This window comes from Paenibacillus sp. VCA1 (assembly GCF_031583795.1).
In the GTDB taxonomy this organism is placed as follows: Bacteria; Bacillota; Bacilli; order Paenibacillales; family Paenibacillaceae; genus Paenibacillus_AQ; species Paenibacillus_AQ albilobatus.
In genome coordinates this window covers 59,390-76,012 of the sequence record NZ_JAVLSX010000015.1, presented here as the reverse complement: position 1 = coordinate 76,012, position 16,623 = coordinate 59,390, and the positions used below count along the sequence as shown (strand labels likewise).

Here is a 16,623-nt window from a genome sequence, read left to right as displayed (position 1 = left end):
CAAATGAATATATTGTAAATGGGAGGTGGCCACCTCTTACATAAACACGATAATATAATAGGTCTATTTAACTATTAAAATATAACAATTTGCCTGCTATATTTCTTATCGGTCATACTTCTGTCCTTTTTTAGTCATAATTTTAAGTTCTCTTTTGCGAACAACAAAAAACACGCCTTGGCCCCATTGGAGCCGATGGCGTGCCTTATGTTTCCTCACGGCGCTACCGGTACGCTTTTGGATTTGAAGTCGTTAAAGTACCACGTCTTGTAATCGTCGATCGGACGATCTTTTTCTCCCTCAAAACCGGGGCCATAATATGAGGCGAAATACTCGTATTCGATCATATCTTTGTCCGTGCCGAAGAAACGAATGATCATATCGGGATACTTTCGGTCATCCTTGGAGTAATGTTTGAAGTACTGCTCTTCAATCACGGTCTTTTGAAAGTCGGACGAAAGAGCGAGTTCTTTGGTCTTCGTGAAAATCTCTTTGTCATGCCCGACTTCCGGTTTGCGTTCAAGATAATAGTTGAATTCGACTTGGGTAGGCGCCATTTGGAATTTCAGATTCGTAATTTCCTTATGCTCCGAACGGATATTTTTTCTAAAATCGCTCAATTGATCCGTTTCCAGCGTCTTATGGGTCATGCAGCCGGACAAGAAAAATAAGAGCAGCAAAAACGCGGGCATCGTTTTTATCATCTAATCCCCCTTTCAAAGGATCGTTCGATGCGTTCTAAGGTCTGCGTGCAGATTGTCTCGAATGATTAATGGCATGTCACATCCTATGCCTGACCCTGCTGATATTCTTCGTTCCTATGAAAACAGTCTGCTTGACAGAACCTTCCTCCCCAGGGACACCAATACCCGTTTGAGGACGCCTGAAATTGAAAATGTCCAGCGCTTATTTATTCAAGAAACCTTCCTTAAAGATCTTAAGCAAGTGTTCGAGTGTTGTCGGATCGCTGTAAGACGAGGCTTCCGTGTCAATCTCGATCACGTGATTGTTTTTGACCGCCGGGATGTTTTTCCATGTGTCCGTCTTCATAAAAGAGTTGTCTCCCGTCGTGCTTCTGCTTAGAACGATATAATCTCCGGCATAGCTGCGGAGGACTTCCGGGGAAAGCGCGTAATATCCGGGTCCAAGGGCGTCCGCTTTAACCTTTTCCGGCATGTTCATGCCCATCGCCTGATACAGCAGCTCGGTTCCCCGTGCCCAGGCGTTGCCGAATACGTAGAAATTTTTCGAATCGGTTTCGAAAACCGATACCGTCGCATTTTCGCCGATCTTCTTTTTGATTTCGTCGCCGATATCTTTCGCCCGTTTCGAAAAGTCGTCCACCCAAGCTTTCGCTTCCTGCTCCTTGTTCAGCAGCTTCCCGATTTCGATCTGCTGCGCCAAATAATCCCTCTTCCCCCACGTGTAGGGGACGGTAGGCGCGATCTTCTTCAGCTTGTCGATATTTTTGCTGGTGGCATCGGTAATAATCAGATCCGGATCTAACTCGACGATCCTCTCCAGGCTGCTATCGGATACCACCTCTACTCCTTTCAGCTTTTCGGCGAAAAGCGGGTTCTTGTACGTCCACTCGTCTACACCTACGAGCGTTCCTTCGAGGGACAGCACGTTCGGCGCGTTCGTTAGGGCGATGATCCGCTGCGGTTCAGCCGGCACTTCGATCGGACCGAGTTCGGATTGATACGTGACGGTACCGTTCTTGGAAGGAGGCTCGGATGCGGATGACGTCGGCTCGTTCTTACCCGGATTAGCATTTGCGGACGAAGTTTCGCTGTTTGACGAATCGTTTCCGCAGGCGCTCATGAAGATCACACACAACATAAGCATAAATGGCAAAAATAACTTTTTCATATGTAGGCCACTCCTAATTGATATTGATTATCATTATCATATGAAACAATATCAACATTTTCTAGTCTTGTCAACGAATATCGTTTACGCTTGCAATCTCGGATATGTTCTGTCATATTTCTTCACACGAAAAAATCTTGGTTTGATCGTCCCTTCCAAAGCAGCTCAAAAAACGCCGGCCCCCCTTTGGGGACCCGCGTCATCTTTCTTTTTCTGTATCATTTTACAGCAGCGGGGAAATCAGCCGCATCAGGGATTCCACGATCCGTTTGAGCATGCCCCGTTTCCGGAATGAATCCCATGTAACTCGGATGGAATCATCAAAATCCCGTTCAAAATCGCGTTTGATATCCAAAACCGTTTGCGATTCGTAAATTACCGCCGCAAGTTCGTAATTCAGCTCAAAGCTGCGGATATCCATGTTGGCCGTGCCGATCGCGGCGATTTCATCATCGACCAGCACGATTTTGGCGTGCATAAACCCGTCTTTATAGTGATAAATGGAAGCCCCTGCCTTAAGAAGCGGCGTAAAATAGGATTGGGACGCTTGGTCGCTGATGACGCTGTCGCTTTTGCCCGGATATAAAATGCGGACATCGATACCGGCCGCCGCAGATAACCGCAGCAGCGTCAACGTTTCCTGATCGGGTACGAAATATGGCGTAGCGACCCAAATGGATTTTTTAGCGGATATCATGATGGCCAATAAGGCGTTGCGGATGCTCGTATCTTCCGAACTGGGGCCGCTGGCTACGATTTGAACCGCACCGTCCGCTTCCGCTCTTTGATTCGGAAAATAGGATCTGTTCATATAAGCATCCCACGAATAATTGGTATTGCCGCTTGTCGCGTAAAGCCAATCTTCGAGGAAAACGGCCTGCAGTTTGTATAGCGCCTTTCCTTCGATTTTCAGGTGGCTGTCGCGCCATACGGGAAATTTTTTGGAACGGCCGAGATATTCGTCCCCAACGTTTAGCCCGCCCGTAAAACCAACCACCCCATCGACGACGACGATTTTGCGGTGGTTACGGTAATTGACCGTTTCAAGCAGCCAAGGCGAAAAAATGGGATCAAATTCGGCGACTTCGATGCCGGCATCTTTCATCGGCTGCAAAAACCGTTTCCGAAGCGAGTGGCTTCCAAGCCCATCAAAAAGAAACCGCACCGTGACGCCGGCTTTCGCTTTTTCGATCAACGCGTCACGGACGGCCGTCCCGACCTGGTCCGGACGATAAATATAATACTGTATATGGATATGATGCTTTGCAAGCTGGATGGCTTGCAAGATTTCCGAAAACGTCTCGTCGCCGTTGGTCAAAAGCCTGGTTTTCGTATCCGTCGCCACAGGACCGCCGCCGAATCGTTGGATCACCTTCGTTAAACGGTCCGATCTCTCGCTTAATAGGGAAGAAAGGGTCACATTCAAACGCCTTTCCGCCAAAATTTCCCGGAACAGCTTCCTTTGTTCCTCCGCCCGTTGAAGATGCTTTTTCCGTCTCCAGCGGCTCCGTCCAAAAATCAGGTATAACAAAACCCCGATCGCGGGCAGAAACGCCAAGATCAGAAACCATGCCAATGTGCTTTGCGGCGACCGATTCTCCATAAAAATGATGAAGCCGATGCCAATAATGGACAGCGGCCATAATATGCCGATAAGCGTGGACAAGCGTATTACGGATCGATCCATGACAAAAAGACCGAGCAGTACGATGACGATGACGGCCACGATTTGTACGACGCGATTTTTCATATGTAATCCATTCACCTATTCTCCATGATTTGTCTCATGCATGCTGACCGCCCTTCAGGGATCGGAGGCATTTGCCATGTCATAGCTGGCCCTCGCCTCTTCAACTTCCTGGTAATGCCCCCTCCCCCACTGTCTTAGCTCTTTCATCGGCTGAAGAAGCGTTTCCCCTAAGGGGGTTAGCGAATATTCGACGCTGGGCGGCACCGTGGGTATAATATTCCGCGCGACCAATCCATCGCGCTCCAGTTTGCGTACCGTCTGCGTCAGCATTTTTTTGGAGATTCCCTCAACCCTCCGAAGCATTTCTCCATATCGGATCACTCCGTCTTCCATCGCATAAATCACAAGCGCCGTCCACTTGTTGGAGATGATGTCCAGAACTTTGCTATAACCGCAATTGGATAACGAAATATCGGATTTTCTTGTTTTCGATGAAGATGGCAATGGCTTCCCTCCTATACACCCCGAAGTATCCAGGACACCCTAAAGTGCCTACTTATATCATTCTAATTTTTGTATTATGGTATGTCTATACCAGCAATGCAGCAGCTTGCGCAAGATCTGCCATGGCAAAGGCACCGCCGAACGGCGAATCCGGACGTCTTTAAGCGGGAAGACGCGAGCCCGAAAGGGGTCATCGTGTACTGGAATACTTTAATGGGAAGGTATTGAACATGTCGAATATCATTAAAAAGCGTCCCAAGCTGTTTGTGTTGGATAACGGCCGCATGAGCATGGATAAAAACGCTATAATCTCCATGCATAATCCGGCAACGATCAACAATCCGAACGTCCCGGCGCAATTCGTCGAATTTCCGATCTATACAGTATTGATCGATCATCCCGAAGGGAAAATATTGTTCGATACAGCCTGCAATCCGAATTCCATGGGCGCTCAAGGACGCTGGGCCCAATCGACTCAACTTTCGTCTCCATGGGTGGCAAGTGAAGAATGCTACCTGCATAACCGGCTTGAACAGCTGCATGTAAGACCGGAGGATATTAAATACGTCGTTGCCTCCCACTTGCATCTGGACCATGCAGGATGCCTTGAAATGTTCACGAACGCCACCATTATCGTCCATGAGGATGAATTTAACGGAACACTGCAATCCTACGCCCGTCATGAAAAAGAAGGCGGCTATGTTTGGGCAGACATCGATGCATGGATCAAGAGCGGTCTGCAGTGGAAAACGGTCAAACCGGGCGAAGATCATCTGGATCTGGCGGATGGCATCAAAATATTGAATTTTGGAAGCGGCCATGCTTGGGGCATGTTAGGCCTCCATATTGAAATGCCGGAAACGGGCGGGATCATTCTCGCTTCCGATGCCATATATACTGCGGAGAGTTACGGTCCTCCAGTTAAGCCTCCTGGTATTATTTATGATACAATCGGCTACCGGAACACGGTGGAGAAAATCCGGGCTTTGGCTGCCCGCACGAATTCCCAAGTGTGGTTCGGGCATGATGCGGACCAATTCGGCCGATTAAGAAAATCCACTGAAGGATACTATGAGTAACGGAAGCCATTCAAGTTAATGTTCATGAAAGCAGGAAACCGCCAATTTGGCGGTTTTCTTCATTTTGTCCAAACTTCGGGTTCATTTCATAATACTGCACACAATATCGATAGAATTGCGACTTCATACGGGCATAATACTTGCCTTATGATCAAAAGGCAACACATGAAATTCAATAACAATTAAGGAGGTGTTTCTCATATTTGGTTAGCGCTTACATTTGAAGGAGAAAGAAATACAGTCTAAGAGGGACGCCGCATCAAATTTGCATGACAAGGACGAAGTGTAAGTCAAAAAACAGTATCTAAAAGGGAGAATGAAAAACGTGAGAAGCAAAAAACGAATCTTGGCCTCCGTTTGTATCCTAACCATGATATTGGTCATGTTCCTTAGTTCGGCGGGATTCCCCGGCCCTGTTCAGGCAGCCGCTGTCCAAAATTTGGCGGCAGGCAAACCTGCGACGGCATCCGGCCACGCCGACGTTTATGTTGCGTCCAACGTAACGGACGGTAATCAGGGCACCTATTGGGAAAGCATCAACAATGCCTTCCCGCAATGGATTCAGGTCGACCTCGGCAAAGAATCCGCGATCAACCAGGCTGTGCTGAAGCTTCCGCCCGGATGGGAGAGCCGGTCTCAAACCCTGTCCATTCAAGGAAGCATGGACGGCACCAATTTCTCAAGCATCAAAGGAGCCGCCGGTTACACGTTCGATCCGAATACCTCGAACACGGTGGCGATTGACTTCCCCACCGTAAACGCGCGTTACGTCCGGATCAACGTCACGGCCAATACGGGCTGGCCGGCCGCGCAGTTTTCGGAAATCGAGATTTACGGCACTTCCGACGGCGGAACCGGACCCGTATCGATCCCGGGCAAAATTGAGGCCGAAAACTATAGCGCCATGAACGGCATCCAAACCGAACCGACGACGGATACCGGCGGCGGCCTTAACGTAGGGTGGATTCATGTTGGCGACTGGCTGGATTACGACGTCAACGTGCAGAACGCCGGCACGTACGCCGTCGAGTACCGTGTGGCCAGCAATGCCTCCACCGGCGAACTTCAGCTTCAATCCGGCCCGGCAACGCTTGCCACCACGAAGGTGCCAAACACCGGCGGATGGCAAAATTGGCAAACCGTCATCGCATACGTAACGTTAAACGCAGGGCCGCAAACGCTTCGCATCTATGCCAGCGGCTATGACTTTAATATCAATTGGATCCGGTTCGTGCAGGACAACGGAGACCATGAACCTCCTACCGCACCGACAAATTTAGCCTTCACGCAGCCGACTCCGGATACGATCAAGCTCACCTGGAATGCGGCAACCGATAATGCAGGCGTCGCAGGATACGATATCTACGCAAACGGCCAGCTCCGCGGCAGCGTAAACGGATCGACGCTAACGTTTACGGACAATCAGCCTTCGAACGCAACCGTGTCCTATTACGTCATCGCCAAAGACGCCGCAGGCAATTCCTCCGCGCCAAGCAATACCGTAACCAGGTTCGGTTCGGGAGACAACCACACCGGCCGAGGCGCCAACATGCCTTTCACCATCCTTGAAGCCGAGTCTTCCTCCAACAAGACGAACGGGACGAAATTGGCTCCCAACTTTACGCCGGGCGATTTTGCGGGCGAAGCTTCCGGACGGTCAGCCGTTTATCTGGACGCCAACGGAGAATATGTAGAGTTTACCCTTACCTCGCCGGCCAACGCCTTTGTGCTTCGCAACGCGGTGGCGGAGAACACCACCGGAACGATCAGCGTTTATGTAGACGGCGTGGATAAAGGCAACTTTACCGTTACATCCAAGTACTCGTACGTGTACGCCACGCCTTCCACTCTCGGACGGCTGGGATACGACAACTCGGGTTCCAAAGCTTATTGGCTGTACGAGGATTCCCAGTTAATGCTCGATCAAGTTTATCCGAAAGGAACCAAGATTAAAATCCAAAAAGACGCGGGCGACGTTCCTTGGATTTATGTGGACATGATCGAAACGGAAAATGTCGCGCCGGCGGCTTCAAACCCGGATCCAAACAAATACGTACAAGTGTCTGGCACCAAATCGATCGAGCAAGCCCTGGCCGAGTTCAGGCAGGATCCAACGAAGAAAGGCATCTTTATTCCTGCCGGCGAATGGACGATTCCCTCCAAAATCTATTTGTACGGCCGGGCTACCGAAATTATCGGCGCCGGACCATGGCACACAAAACTGATGGCTCCCCAAAACCAAACGAACACCGATGTCGGATTTAATATCGGATCTGAAGCAAACGGTTCGACCATCAAGAACCTATCCGCTTGGGGCAATTATGTATACAGGCAGGACGGCCCCGGAAAATTCATTGACGGGAACGGCATGCGGAACGTAACTATCGATAACGTCTGGGCCGAACACTTTGTCTGCCTTTATTGGGGAGTAAACTCTTCCTATAATACATTCAAAAACAACCGGATCAAGAACATGTTTGCGGACGGGATCAACATGACCAACGGTTCGTCCTACAACGTGATCGACAACAACTATGCCCGCGGAACTGGCGACGATTCGTTTGCGTTATTCAGCGCCATCGATGCGGGCGGATCTTACAATGTGGGCAACAAATACACCAACCTTACCGCGACCAACGTCAGACGCGCAGCCGCTTTTGCCGTCTATGGCGGTCAGGACAACGTGTTCCAGAATTTATACGGTGCGGATACATTAACCTACCCTGGCGTAACGATCAGCAGCTTAAGCTTCGGATATAACACGTTAGGTTTTGGCGATAAGGACACCGTTTTTGACGGCGTCACGTTAGACCGCACCGGCGGGGATTTCTGGACCAGCGTCGGAGCCGACGATAAAATCAACGATTATCAGAACTTCGGAGCCATTTGGTTTTTCGGCGGTGACCGCAGCTTCAAAAATGTACTGGTGAAAAACGTCGATATCAACAATCCGGTGTACTTTGGGCTCATGTTCCAATCCAAATCTCCTGAAAATCTTCCGATGACGAATGTTCGTCTAGAGAACATCAATATCAATGATCCGACCCGCTACGGCATCAAGCTTGTAGCCAAGGCTGAGGATGGGCAAGGACCCGTGATCGGTTCTGCGAGCTTTACCAATGTTAAAGTGAACAACCCCGGAATCAAGGCCATATACGGCGAAGACAAAAGCCCGAATTTTAAGGTGATCAGAGTGTCCGGAAACAACTGGTGATCAAACGAACGGATGATGGACAATTCAGTTTTAACCCCTGATATTTTTTAAGCAAAAGAGGTTCCGCCGGGTCAAACGCGACCCGTGGAACCTCTTTTCTTCATTCACCCTATCGTTATTGCGCTTTGATTTTGTCAAAAAACTTCGTTTGCACCAGTTTGGCCGTTGCGTCCAGCTGCGTTTTGGAATCCGTCCCTTTTTTCGAGAAGGACTCCTGTACGACATTGGACATGGCACCGTAAAAATCCTGCGTTCCGTACTGTGCTTCCGGCTTGCCGTCGATCAGGCTCAGCATTTTCTCGTCGTAACGGTATACATTGTCGTATTTATCATAGATGGCATTGATTTTTTTCGCGTATTCCGAATTATCGCTGAAGTAGTTCAGCGGAGCAGGCACGTAATATTTGTTTTTGCCCTTGCGCTCCTGAATGTTGGCATCGAGAGCTTCCAAGCCCTTATCCGTGAAGTAATCGAACGTGATGTAACGGAAAGCCATTTCCTGCTCTTCTTTCGTTGCGTTCGGATTGATGACCAAATAGTTGCCGCCGAGAATACCGATATGTTTGCCGCCTTTTTCCGCTGCCGGCATCGGGTAGGCGATCACGTTTTCCGGCTTCAGGCCGCCTTGGTTCAAAGCGGAATCGATAATATCGGATGCGCCGGCAATGACCATGGCCGTCCGTCCCTGTTGGAACGCGTTAATCGCGTCGCTCCATCCGAGCGCCCAATCCTGAGGGATCGCGTTCGCTTCCCATCTCAGCTTTTTATAAAAGTCGAGCGCTTTGACGCCGGCATCGGAGTTGAAGGTCGCCGTATATTTTCCGTCTTCGTTTTTCTGGATTTCGCCGCCTGCTTCAAACAGGAAGTTCGTCCAGTTCCAGCCGGATTCGTTTCCTTTGCCCATCGGAGCGATGCCGGATATGCCCTTTTTCGCATCCGCGGCGCCTTTGGCGACGTTGTACATGTCATCCCACGACCAATCCATGTCCGGCAGCGGAACCTGCTTGGCATCCAGCAGCGCTTTGTTGATCACTGTGGACGTGACGTAACCGTTTTGCGTGATGCCGTACACTTTGCCGTCGACGATAAACTGGTTTTGCAAGAGCGGGTTCATCTCGTCCTTGTATTCCCAGCTGTTGTAGAGGTCGCTGATGTCGGCAACCCAACCGTGCTCGATGAGCATTTGGGCTTCCGTCGCGAAGGTGTTGTAGAACGTCGGCGCTTCGTTCGAAGCCATTTTGATGCCGATTTCGTTGACGCTGTACTGCCAGTCGTCCTTGACGATCGTCACGTTCGGATATTTTTCCGTAAAACGTTTGATCTTATCGTCTTCCTGTGCTCTGGCTTCCTTTTGGTCCGGCAGCGGATAATGGATTTTGATCGTGATCTTTTTCTGTGAGATGTCGTCCGTTTTGGCCGGTTCTTCGGTTTTGCTTCCCGTTCCGCCCGTGGTGCCTTGGGAATCGGTTCCGGTTTTGTTTTCCTCCGCCGTTTTATTGCCGCTGCACGCAGCGAGCATGGCCGCCGACAGCATCAGGCTGAGCAGCAGCATTGAGAACTTACGCATCGAAACTCCCCTTTTCGTTTCAAAATTTATTCTTGCTCTTTCATCATAAAAGAGATGATCCCATGGAACGATGTGCAATCATATGCCCTTCGTGTGCAAGCCTACGATGTTGCCATGAATCGACTATCCTTTCACCGCAGAAAGGCTGACGCTCCGCATAATGAAACGCTGGAACACCAGGAAGACGAGGATCGGGGGCACCATGACCATGAACAGAATCGTGAATTTGATGTTGTTGTCCATGCTGCGCGCGCTGATGACATATTTGTAGATCGCTGTCGCCAAGGTGTATTTCTCTTCGCTGTGCAGAACCAGGGATGGCCAGAACCAGTCGTTCCAGGCGCCCGAAAAGATAAAGATGGCCAGCGTCGCGAAAATCGGCACCGACAGCGGCACCGCGATGCGGATGTAGCTGTTGATCTCGGAGGCTCCGTCGATGCGTGCCGCTTCGAAGATTTCCGGATGGATGCCGTCGAAAAAATTTTTCATCAGCAAAAAGTAATACGCGCTCGCTCCCGCCGGAAGCCAGAACGCCCAGAAGGTGTTGAGCAGCCCGAGGTCCTTCAGGTTGACGAAGTTCGGAATCATGTAGCTCGAAGCCGGGATAAACAAAGTCATCAAAATAAAGAAGTAGATCGCCCGGTGATACGGCACCTTCAAACGCGAAATGCTGAAGGATGCGAGGCCAAGCACAAAAATCGTCATGAACAGGTTGCCGACGAATACCAGCAGCGTGTTCTTCAGGAACATCGGCAGGTCGATGTATTCCCAGCCCTCTTTAAAGTTGCTCCAGTTCCACGTCTCCGGAAAAAAATGCGGCGGAAACGTGTTGACTTCCTGATTCGTTTTCAGACCGTTAAACATCGTCATCAAAATCGGGTACAACATGGTGACGATCATGACGAGGATGCATAAAATCATGATGCCGTACACGACCCGGTTCCATGGCTTTTTCAAATCGGAGTCCGACAGGATACCGCGTTCTAGATGCTTGCTCATCTTTCATACTCCTCCTTGTTCAGCTTATATTGAAGCAGTCCTACAAAGCTGAGCACGATGAACATCAGCATGCCGAGCGCCGTGGCCGTACCGTAATCCAGCCGCGTGAAGGCGTATTTGACGATGAGAAGCGCGTACGTCAAGGTCGCGTTGTTCGGTCCGCCGTCCAGCAGGGCGAGCTGTGACTGGTATGCCTGCGACGTGCCGATGACCTGCAAAATAAACATCAGGATGATCAGGCTGCGCAAAGATGGAAGCGTAATATAACGGATGCGGTTCCACACCCCCGCCCCGTCGATCTCGGCCGCCTCATACCAATCCCGCGGAATGCTGAGCACGCCGGCCAGGTAAATCAGCATCGCCGAACCGAACTGCTGCCAGGTTTCCATAAAAACGATTGCGATCATCGACCAGCGGCTGTCCGAAATGAACGACACCGGATCGACGCCAAACGAGCTCAAAAGCCCGTTGATCGGACCGACCGGATCGTACATCCATCTCCACATGCCGTACAGTACTACACCGGGGACGACGAACGGCAAATACGCGGCGATGCGCGCGAACCCTTGGAATCTGCGCAGCTCCGAAATCGCGATGGAAGCGACGATCGGCACCCAAAAGCCGATGATGACCGTCAGCAGCATGTAATACAGCGTATTTTTGACCGCCGTCCACACGTCGGGATCATGAAACACCCGGATATAGTTGTCCAAGCCGACAAAGGTGTTCCCCTTCACGAAATCGATCTCGAAAAAGCTGTATAAGGCGCCCTTGGCAATCGGCACCCATAAAAACAAAATGAAAATCACGACAGCCGGCAGCAGAAACATGTATCCCCAAAAGTGCTTTTTAAACATCCCTCTTCTTTTGGGCGATTTGTTCTTGAGCGCCGGCTGCAGCACTGCTCCTGGCTCCCCCATTGTTCTCCCTCATTCCTTGTTGATTTCTAACTTATTTCATTGTAGGAAAGGGGGAAGCCCGGTAACATGTCTAGTTCTATGTGAATTATGGCCGATCTTACGGCCTCTATTTTTTCAGGTCGCTCGGGCTGACGCCATAGTATTTTTTGAAAATTTTGCTGAAGTGCTCCGGAGATTCGTAGCCGACCCGGTCGGCGATTTCGTAGCGGCGCAGATCGGTATGCAGCAGCAGATTCCGGCTTTCTTCCATCCGCAGCTTGACTACATATTCCCACAGGTTGAAGCCGGTTATTTTCTTGAACAGGTAGCTCAAATAATTCGGACTGACATGGTTGCGCCTCGCAACCTCTTGAATCGTGAGCCCTTTTTGGCTGTAGTTTTCCTCGATGTAGGCCTTGGCCTGCTCCACGATGCGGTTGCTCTGGCTGGACAGCTCATCGGCGTTCGGGTCGCGGGCGTAGTTATGCCAGCTGAAATCGCCGTAATAAAAAACATGGTAATCGCCGTGCTCGCGCGCCCACAACATCGCCTTGTCGGCCTGACGGCTGAGCACGTTAACGAACTGCAGCCCTTTCAGGATCTGGCTGATGCCGACCGTGCAGCCGATTTTCAAATACTTGCCGATATGGTGATGCATGCTTCGGCCGATCATCTCCAGCTGATTGATCCGGTTCGTTTGCTCTGCATACGCCTCCTCGCTCCACTGCGCCAGGATGTTGATGCTGCGATCGGTCGCATAAAACACCTGGGCGTTCAGCTCGTGATCCAGGAGCTCCTTGATGATGTTAAGCGAAGCATATTGCATGAGCGGAATATCCTTTTCGGGGAAGGCCATTTCTCCGGCAGCCCTCGCTAGAGCAAGCCTTACCTTGATAACGGCGAAATAAGGTCCCGCAATGCCGATGCTTTCGTAAAAAGACTGCTCCCGATGCGGTTCATCGGGATGGTCGACCGGTTCCTCCAGCAAACGGTTCAGCGAATCGACGGATTCCGGCAGCGGCTCCTCCATGCGAAAATCCCCGTGACCGCCCGCAAGCGCCTCTTCCGTGCGCGGCAGCGGCTTATCCATCTTGAGCAGCACGCTGCGCACCGAGTCGAGAAACTGATCGCTGTTCAGCGGTTTGATCAAATAATCGCGGGCGCCCAGGCGGATGGCCATCTGCGCGTATTGAAACGTCTCGTGCGCCGATATGATGATCGTCTGCACCCATGGCTTGACGATTTTGGCCTGATGCATCAGCTCGATGCCGCTCATCTCCCCCATTTGGATATCCGTGATGAGCAGGTCGATTTCCTCCATGCGGATGTAGTCCAGCGCTTCTTCTCCGCTCTCCGCCGTCATGATTTTGCCGATGCCGAGGCCCGATGCGTTTAAAAGCCCGGCGAGCCCTTTGCAAATAAGGGGTTCGTCATCAACGACTAAAATGTTGTACATTCCTTTTGTTCCTCCTTTAATCGTCCCGGCGCGTAATCAGCAGCGATACCGTTACCGTCGTGCCTCCGCCATCCCGTGCCTCGTAAGCCAGTCCGTAGGCGGGTCCGAAATGCAGCTGCAGGCGCTGATGGATATTGCGGATGCCGTATCCTTTCGCCGGATTCGGCGATTCGTCGCTAAGCACCTTGCGGATTGCTTCGTAATCCACGGGCTTGAAGCCGTTATCCGAGATGCGGATGTGCAATACGCCTTGATTCTCTTCGGCCACAATGCGGATTTCTCCATCCTCGCCCATATTTTTAATGCCATGAATGATTGCGTTTTCGATCAAGGGCTGGAGCGTGATTTTCGGAATGTTGACCGAATACAAATGCTCCGGCACGTCTATTTTCACGCGGAAGACGTAATCGTAACGGTTCTGCTGCAGCTTGATGTAAGCCGTGGCATGCTCCAGCTCCTCCTCCAGCGTAATCAGCTCGCGTCCGCGGCTCAGGCTGATTTTCATCAGCTTGGACAGGTCCTTGATCATTTCGGCGGAAGTCGTATTCCCTTCCATCGTGCTTTTCCAATAAATGCTTTCCAGCGTATTGTACAGCAAATGCGGATTGATCTGCTGATATAGAAGCGAAAGCTGCGCTTCCTTCTGCTTCAGGTCCATCGTGTATTGATAATGAATGAGATCGTTCAGTCTTCGTGCCATGTCGTAGATCGTCGAGATCAGCACGCTGACCTCGTCGTTTCGTTTCCGCAGCGGGGTTTGCGGCACGATATGGCCGGGTTCGTACCTGCGGACGAAAAACACCAGTTTTTGCAGCGGCGTCATCAGCGATCGCCAGAAATACAAAATAATGATCAGACCGACGATAAAATACGCGATCGAAATCAGCAAAATGACGCGCTTGATCTCGTTTTGCTGCTGAAGCAGCGCTTTGACGGGCACTTTGTAGATCAGCTTCTGCTGCAGCACGTAATTGTAATCCGCCACATAAATAAAATCCTTTGTAATCACGTCTTTGACGCCGATGGCGGAATTGCCGGGATCGAGCTCCGGCGGAAGATCAAGCACGCCCGTTTTCCCGTTTTCCGTCGACGTCAAAATATGGTTTTTCCAATCCGTAAAATAGATCTCGCCCTCCGGGAGCGACACCGTTTTCAAGGATTCGCCGATGCGGGCATCCACGTTCGTTACCGCGAGCACGCCAATCGTTCCGCCTTTGTAGATGTTGTTGATCGCCCGCACATACATTAGCGTTTCCTGATCTTTCTGCCCCTTGGCGGGCGGCGAGAGATGGTCCGTCAGCCTCAAATAACCGTTCCCCTTGCGGGAGACGGCTTCATCGAACCATTCCGGCTTTTCCTTCTCGTTCGAGAAAAAATATACGCCCGACTTTTTCGACTCCGGGTAATACGGGGCAAAAAAATAAGCGTTGTCCGGATCGTACACGTAAAGCGAATAATACAACGGCTCCCGCTCGTCGGTCTCCTGTGAATAGGTGTTGAGCATCGTTCCGATTTTTTCGTAATTTTTCACCCTGGCAAGGATCGCCTCGTCGCCTGCCATGCTGAGCTGCTGGATCATGGAATTTTGCAAAACGGTGGACGTCACTTTGTTGATCGTTTCGATATCCCTGCTGATCAGCTTGAAGTTTTGTTTGTTCAGTTCTATGTACGCGTTGGTGACATGCCGCTTCAAAACTTGTCCTGCCTTGCCGTTGCCGTAGCTGTTCAGGATGAAAAGCGGAATCACAAGCACTAGAAACAGCAAAATCATCTGCTGCTTGACGTTCATTTTCGTTAACGGGTTCTGCAGCTTCATCGGCCAACACCTCCGGCTTCTTTCAATATAGCAGTTCCAAAATGGGGCCAGCATGTGCATTTCTACGAATATCATGAGCATTTCAACATTCACGGCACGGGACGGAAAATGCGGCTCCGGCGCAGGCCATGATTGACGATTTTGCTTGGCAGCAACCAACAGCGTTCATCCCCAAAGAATAAAAGCGGCCGTGCGGCCACTTTTACGAACAGGTAGAGCTTGATGATTAATTCGCCAAAATGAGATTCAGCTTTTTCTCGAGTTCGGCCAGCCCTTTTCCGGGGTCGATGCCGTTTTGCACGATGTTCTGCAGATCCTCGGAAAGAGTGGTGTACAGCGCCGCGTATTTATCCGTTTTGGGCGCAAATTTCACGTGATCCCGCGATACGACGAACAGCTTGCGGTAAGGAAGCGCCTGATAGGCCGCGCTTTGCACGATGGCTTGGTTTGCGGGTACATGTCCCGCCTGGCCCCAGATCGCTCCGCCAACCTCCGAAAAATACTTGATGAAGTCCATAGCTGCACGTTGCTTCTGCTCCGTGACGTACGCCGGTATGATCAAGGTATGCGAGCTTCCCCAATGGACGCTGCTGCCAAAGATCGGGGGCAGCGGCATGATTCCGACATGCAATGAAGGGTTGCCCAGATGGTGTCCCGCTTCCCATATGCCTCCAAACCACAAACCCGCCCGTCCAAGATCAAAAGAATCCCAGGGCGTCTGATCATTCAAATCGCTTAGCTGCCTGTCGAATAATTGCCGGTAAAAAGTCAGGACACGTACCGCTTTTTCGTTATGTATAGCTGCTTTGCTCAAATCGGGGCGCAGCAGTTCCCCGCCCGCTTCATAATACATATCCAGAAACGACTCCTGGAAATAGGGCGTATTGACCGCCATCGGCTGCACGCCGGGAACCCGCTCCTTAATCTGTTCCAAAAATCTCATAAAGCCCTCCGGCGTGGCTTCGCCCAGCAAAGGCGTGCCGTCCTGATCCAACAATCCGGCTTCGGCTAAAATATCTTTATTGTAATAAAGCATATGAAAATGAGTATCCAGCGGCACGGCAAAGCGTTTCCCATCATAGCTTACGCTCTGGCGGTTCGTTTCCTCGATCCCGTTAAAATCGAATCCGGCCCGGTCCGCCAAATCGTCAAGCGGCATGATCTGTTTGGCCTTAATGAACGGGGACAAGCGATCCGCATGGGCTACGGCCACGTCCGGTCCCTTGCCTAACGAAAGCGCGGTGCTGAGCCTGACGTAATATTCGTTGGATTCGAGCCGCAGCTGCTTCACGAACACCTTGCTTTGCGAAGCGTTATAATCCTTGATGATCCGCTCCACGTATTCGCCTTCCCCGCCGCCGAAGGGATTCCAAAATGACACTTCCACCGGCGCCGCATTCCGATTTATATCAGCCTGGCCATCGGAAGCAGATGCGCAGCCTGACAGCAGAAGCGCACACAGCATGACCATCGGCACAATCGAGCCCCTGATTCCCAAAGCCGCTTTCCCCCTTTTCCACACCATTT

At 50.9% G+C, this 16,623-nt stretch carries 12 protein-coding genes; 2 read left to right on the top strand and 10 right to left on the bottom strand.

What is annotated here, in order from left to right; genetic code table 11:
* Window positions 1-215: 215 nt before the first annotated feature.
* From RJP21_RS26635 to RJP21_RS26620, 4 genes are all read right to left on the bottom strand, one after another.
* Window positions 216-704 (bottom strand): hypothetical protein, encoded by a 489-nt coding sequence (locus RJP21_RS26635; protein WP_310861974.1) that lies wholly within the window; start codon window positions 702-704, stop codon window positions 216-218.
* Window positions 705-906: 202 nt separating this feature from the next.
* Window positions 907-1,872, bottom strand: coding sequence for an iron-hydroxamate ABC transporter substrate-binding protein (locus RJP21_RS26630; protein WP_310861973.1), 966 nt, complete (start codon window positions 1,870-1,872; stop codon window positions 907-909).
* 223 nt (window positions 1,873-2,095) lie between these two features.
* A complete protein-coding gene (locus RJP21_RS26625) occupies window positions 2,096-3,622 on the bottom strand; it encodes a cardiolipin synthase (protein ID WP_310861972.1) in 1,527 nt (508 codons plus the stop codon).
* Window positions 3,623-3,676: 54 nt separating this feature from the next.
* A complete protein-coding gene (locus RJP21_RS26620; protein ID WP_310861971.1) occupies window positions 3,677-4,066 on the bottom strand; it encodes a winged helix-turn-helix transcriptional regulator in 390 nt (129 codons plus the stop codon).
* Between the two features lie 230 nt (window positions 4,067-4,296).
* Here RJP21_RS26620 and ahlS point away from each other — a divergent pair, with 230 nt between their 5' ends.
* Window positions 4,297-5,145, top strand: coding sequence for an AhlS family quorum-quenching N-acyl homoserine lactonase (gene ahlS / locus RJP21_RS26615; protein ID WP_310861970.1), 849 nt, complete (start codon window positions 4,297-4,299; stop codon window positions 5,143-5,145).
* A 316-nt stretch (window positions 5,146-5,461) separates the two neighbouring features.
* Entirely contained in the window at window positions 5,462-8,359 is a 2,898-nt protein-coding gene (locus RJP21_RS26610; RefSeq protein ID WP_310861969.1) for a carbohydrate-binding protein, read from the top strand.
* A 115-nt stretch (window positions 8,360-8,474) separates the two neighbouring features.
* Here the strand turns inward: RJP21_RS26610 and RJP21_RS26605 are convergent, their stop codons facing one another.
* The 6 genes from RJP21_RS26605 to RJP21_RS26580 all read right to left on the bottom strand — a co-directional run bounded on the left by RJP21_RS26605 (window position 8,475) and on the right by RJP21_RS26580 (window position 16,621).
* On the bottom strand, window positions 8,475-9,926 hold the full coding sequence (locus tag RJP21_RS26605; RefSeq protein ID WP_310861968.1) for an ABC transporter substrate-binding protein: 1,452 nt from the start codon (window positions 9,924-9,926) through the stop codon (window positions 8,475-8,477).
* A 123-nt stretch (window positions 9,927-10,049) separates the two neighbouring features.
* On the bottom strand, window positions 10,050-10,925 hold the full coding sequence (locus RJP21_RS26600) for a carbohydrate ABC transporter permease (protein WP_310861967.1): 876 nt from the start codon (window positions 10,923-10,925) through the stop codon (window positions 10,050-10,052).
* Window positions 10,922-11,782 carry a carbohydrate ABC transporter permease gene (locus RJP21_RS26595; RefSeq protein WP_397386290.1) on the bottom strand — a complete coding sequence of 287 codons (861 nt, stop codon included), beginning with the start codon at window positions 11,780-11,782 and terminating at the stop codon, window positions 10,922-10,924. The genes RJP21_RS26600 and RJP21_RS26595 overlap by 4 nt, the downstream gene beginning before the upstream one ends.
* Before the next feature lie 169 nt (window positions 11,783-11,951).
* A complete protein-coding gene (locus RJP21_RS26590; protein ID WP_310861965.1) occupies window positions 11,952-13,280 on the bottom strand; it encodes a response regulator in 1,329 nt (442 codons plus the stop codon).
* Window positions 13,281-13,296: 16 nt separating this feature from the next.
* Complete coding sequence (locus RJP21_RS26585; RefSeq protein ID WP_236575779.1) at window positions 13,297-15,096, bottom strand: cache domain-containing sensor histidine kinase; 1,800 nt, start codon at window positions 15,094-15,096, stop codon at window positions 13,297-13,299.
* Between the two features lie 226 nt (window positions 15,097-15,322).
* The gene (locus RJP21_RS26580; protein ID WP_310861964.1) at window positions 15,323-16,621 is read right to left on the bottom strand and encodes an ABC transporter substrate-binding protein; all 1,299 of its coding nucleotides are present in this window, start codon (window positions 16,619-16,621) and stop codon (window positions 15,323-15,325) included.
* Window positions 16,622-16,623 lie beyond the last annotated feature (2 nt).

Coding starts and splice junctions, on each gene's coding strand:
- RJP21_RS26595 (WP_397386290.1), bottom strand. CDS start 11,782: ATGTTTAAAAAGCACTTTTGGGGATACATGTTTCTGCTGCCGGCTGTC.
- RJP21_RS26610 (WP_310861969.1), top strand. CDS start 5,462: ATGAAAAACGTGAGAAGCAAAAAACGAATCTTGGCCTCCGTTTGTATC.
- ahlS (WP_310861970.1), top strand. CDS start 4,297: ATGTCGAATATCATTAAAAAGCGTCCCAAGCTGTTTGTGTTGGATAAC.
- RJP21_RS26590 (WP_310861965.1), bottom strand. CDS start 13,280: ATGTACAACATTTTAGTCGTTGATGACGAACCCCTTATTTGCAAAGGG.
- RJP21_RS26580 (WP_310861964.1), bottom strand. CDS start 16,621: ATGGTGTGGAAAAGGGGGAAAGCGGCTTTGGGAATCAGGGGCTCGATT.
- RJP21_RS26585 (WP_236575779.1), bottom strand. CDS start 15,096: ATGAAGCTGCAGAACCCGTTAACGAAAATGAACGTCAAGCAGCAGATG.
- RJP21_RS26600 (WP_310861967.1), bottom strand. CDS start 10,925: ATGAGCAAGCATCTAGAACGCGGTATCCTGTCGGACTCCGATTTGAAA.
- RJP21_RS26625 (WP_310861972.1), bottom strand. CDS start 3,622: ATGAAAAATCGCGTCGTACAAATCGTGGCCGTCATCGTCATCGTACTG.
- RJP21_RS26630 (WP_310861973.1), bottom strand. CDS start 1,872: ATGAAAAAGTTATTTTTGCCATTTATGCTTATGTTGTGTGTGATCTTC.
- RJP21_RS26605 (WP_310861968.1), bottom strand. CDS start 9,926: ATGCGTAAGTTCTCAATGCTGCTGCTCAGCCTGATGCTGTCGGCGGCC.
- RJP21_RS26635 (WP_310861974.1), bottom strand. CDS start 704: ATGATAAAAACGATGCCCGCGTTTTTGCTGCTCTTATTTTTCTTGTCC.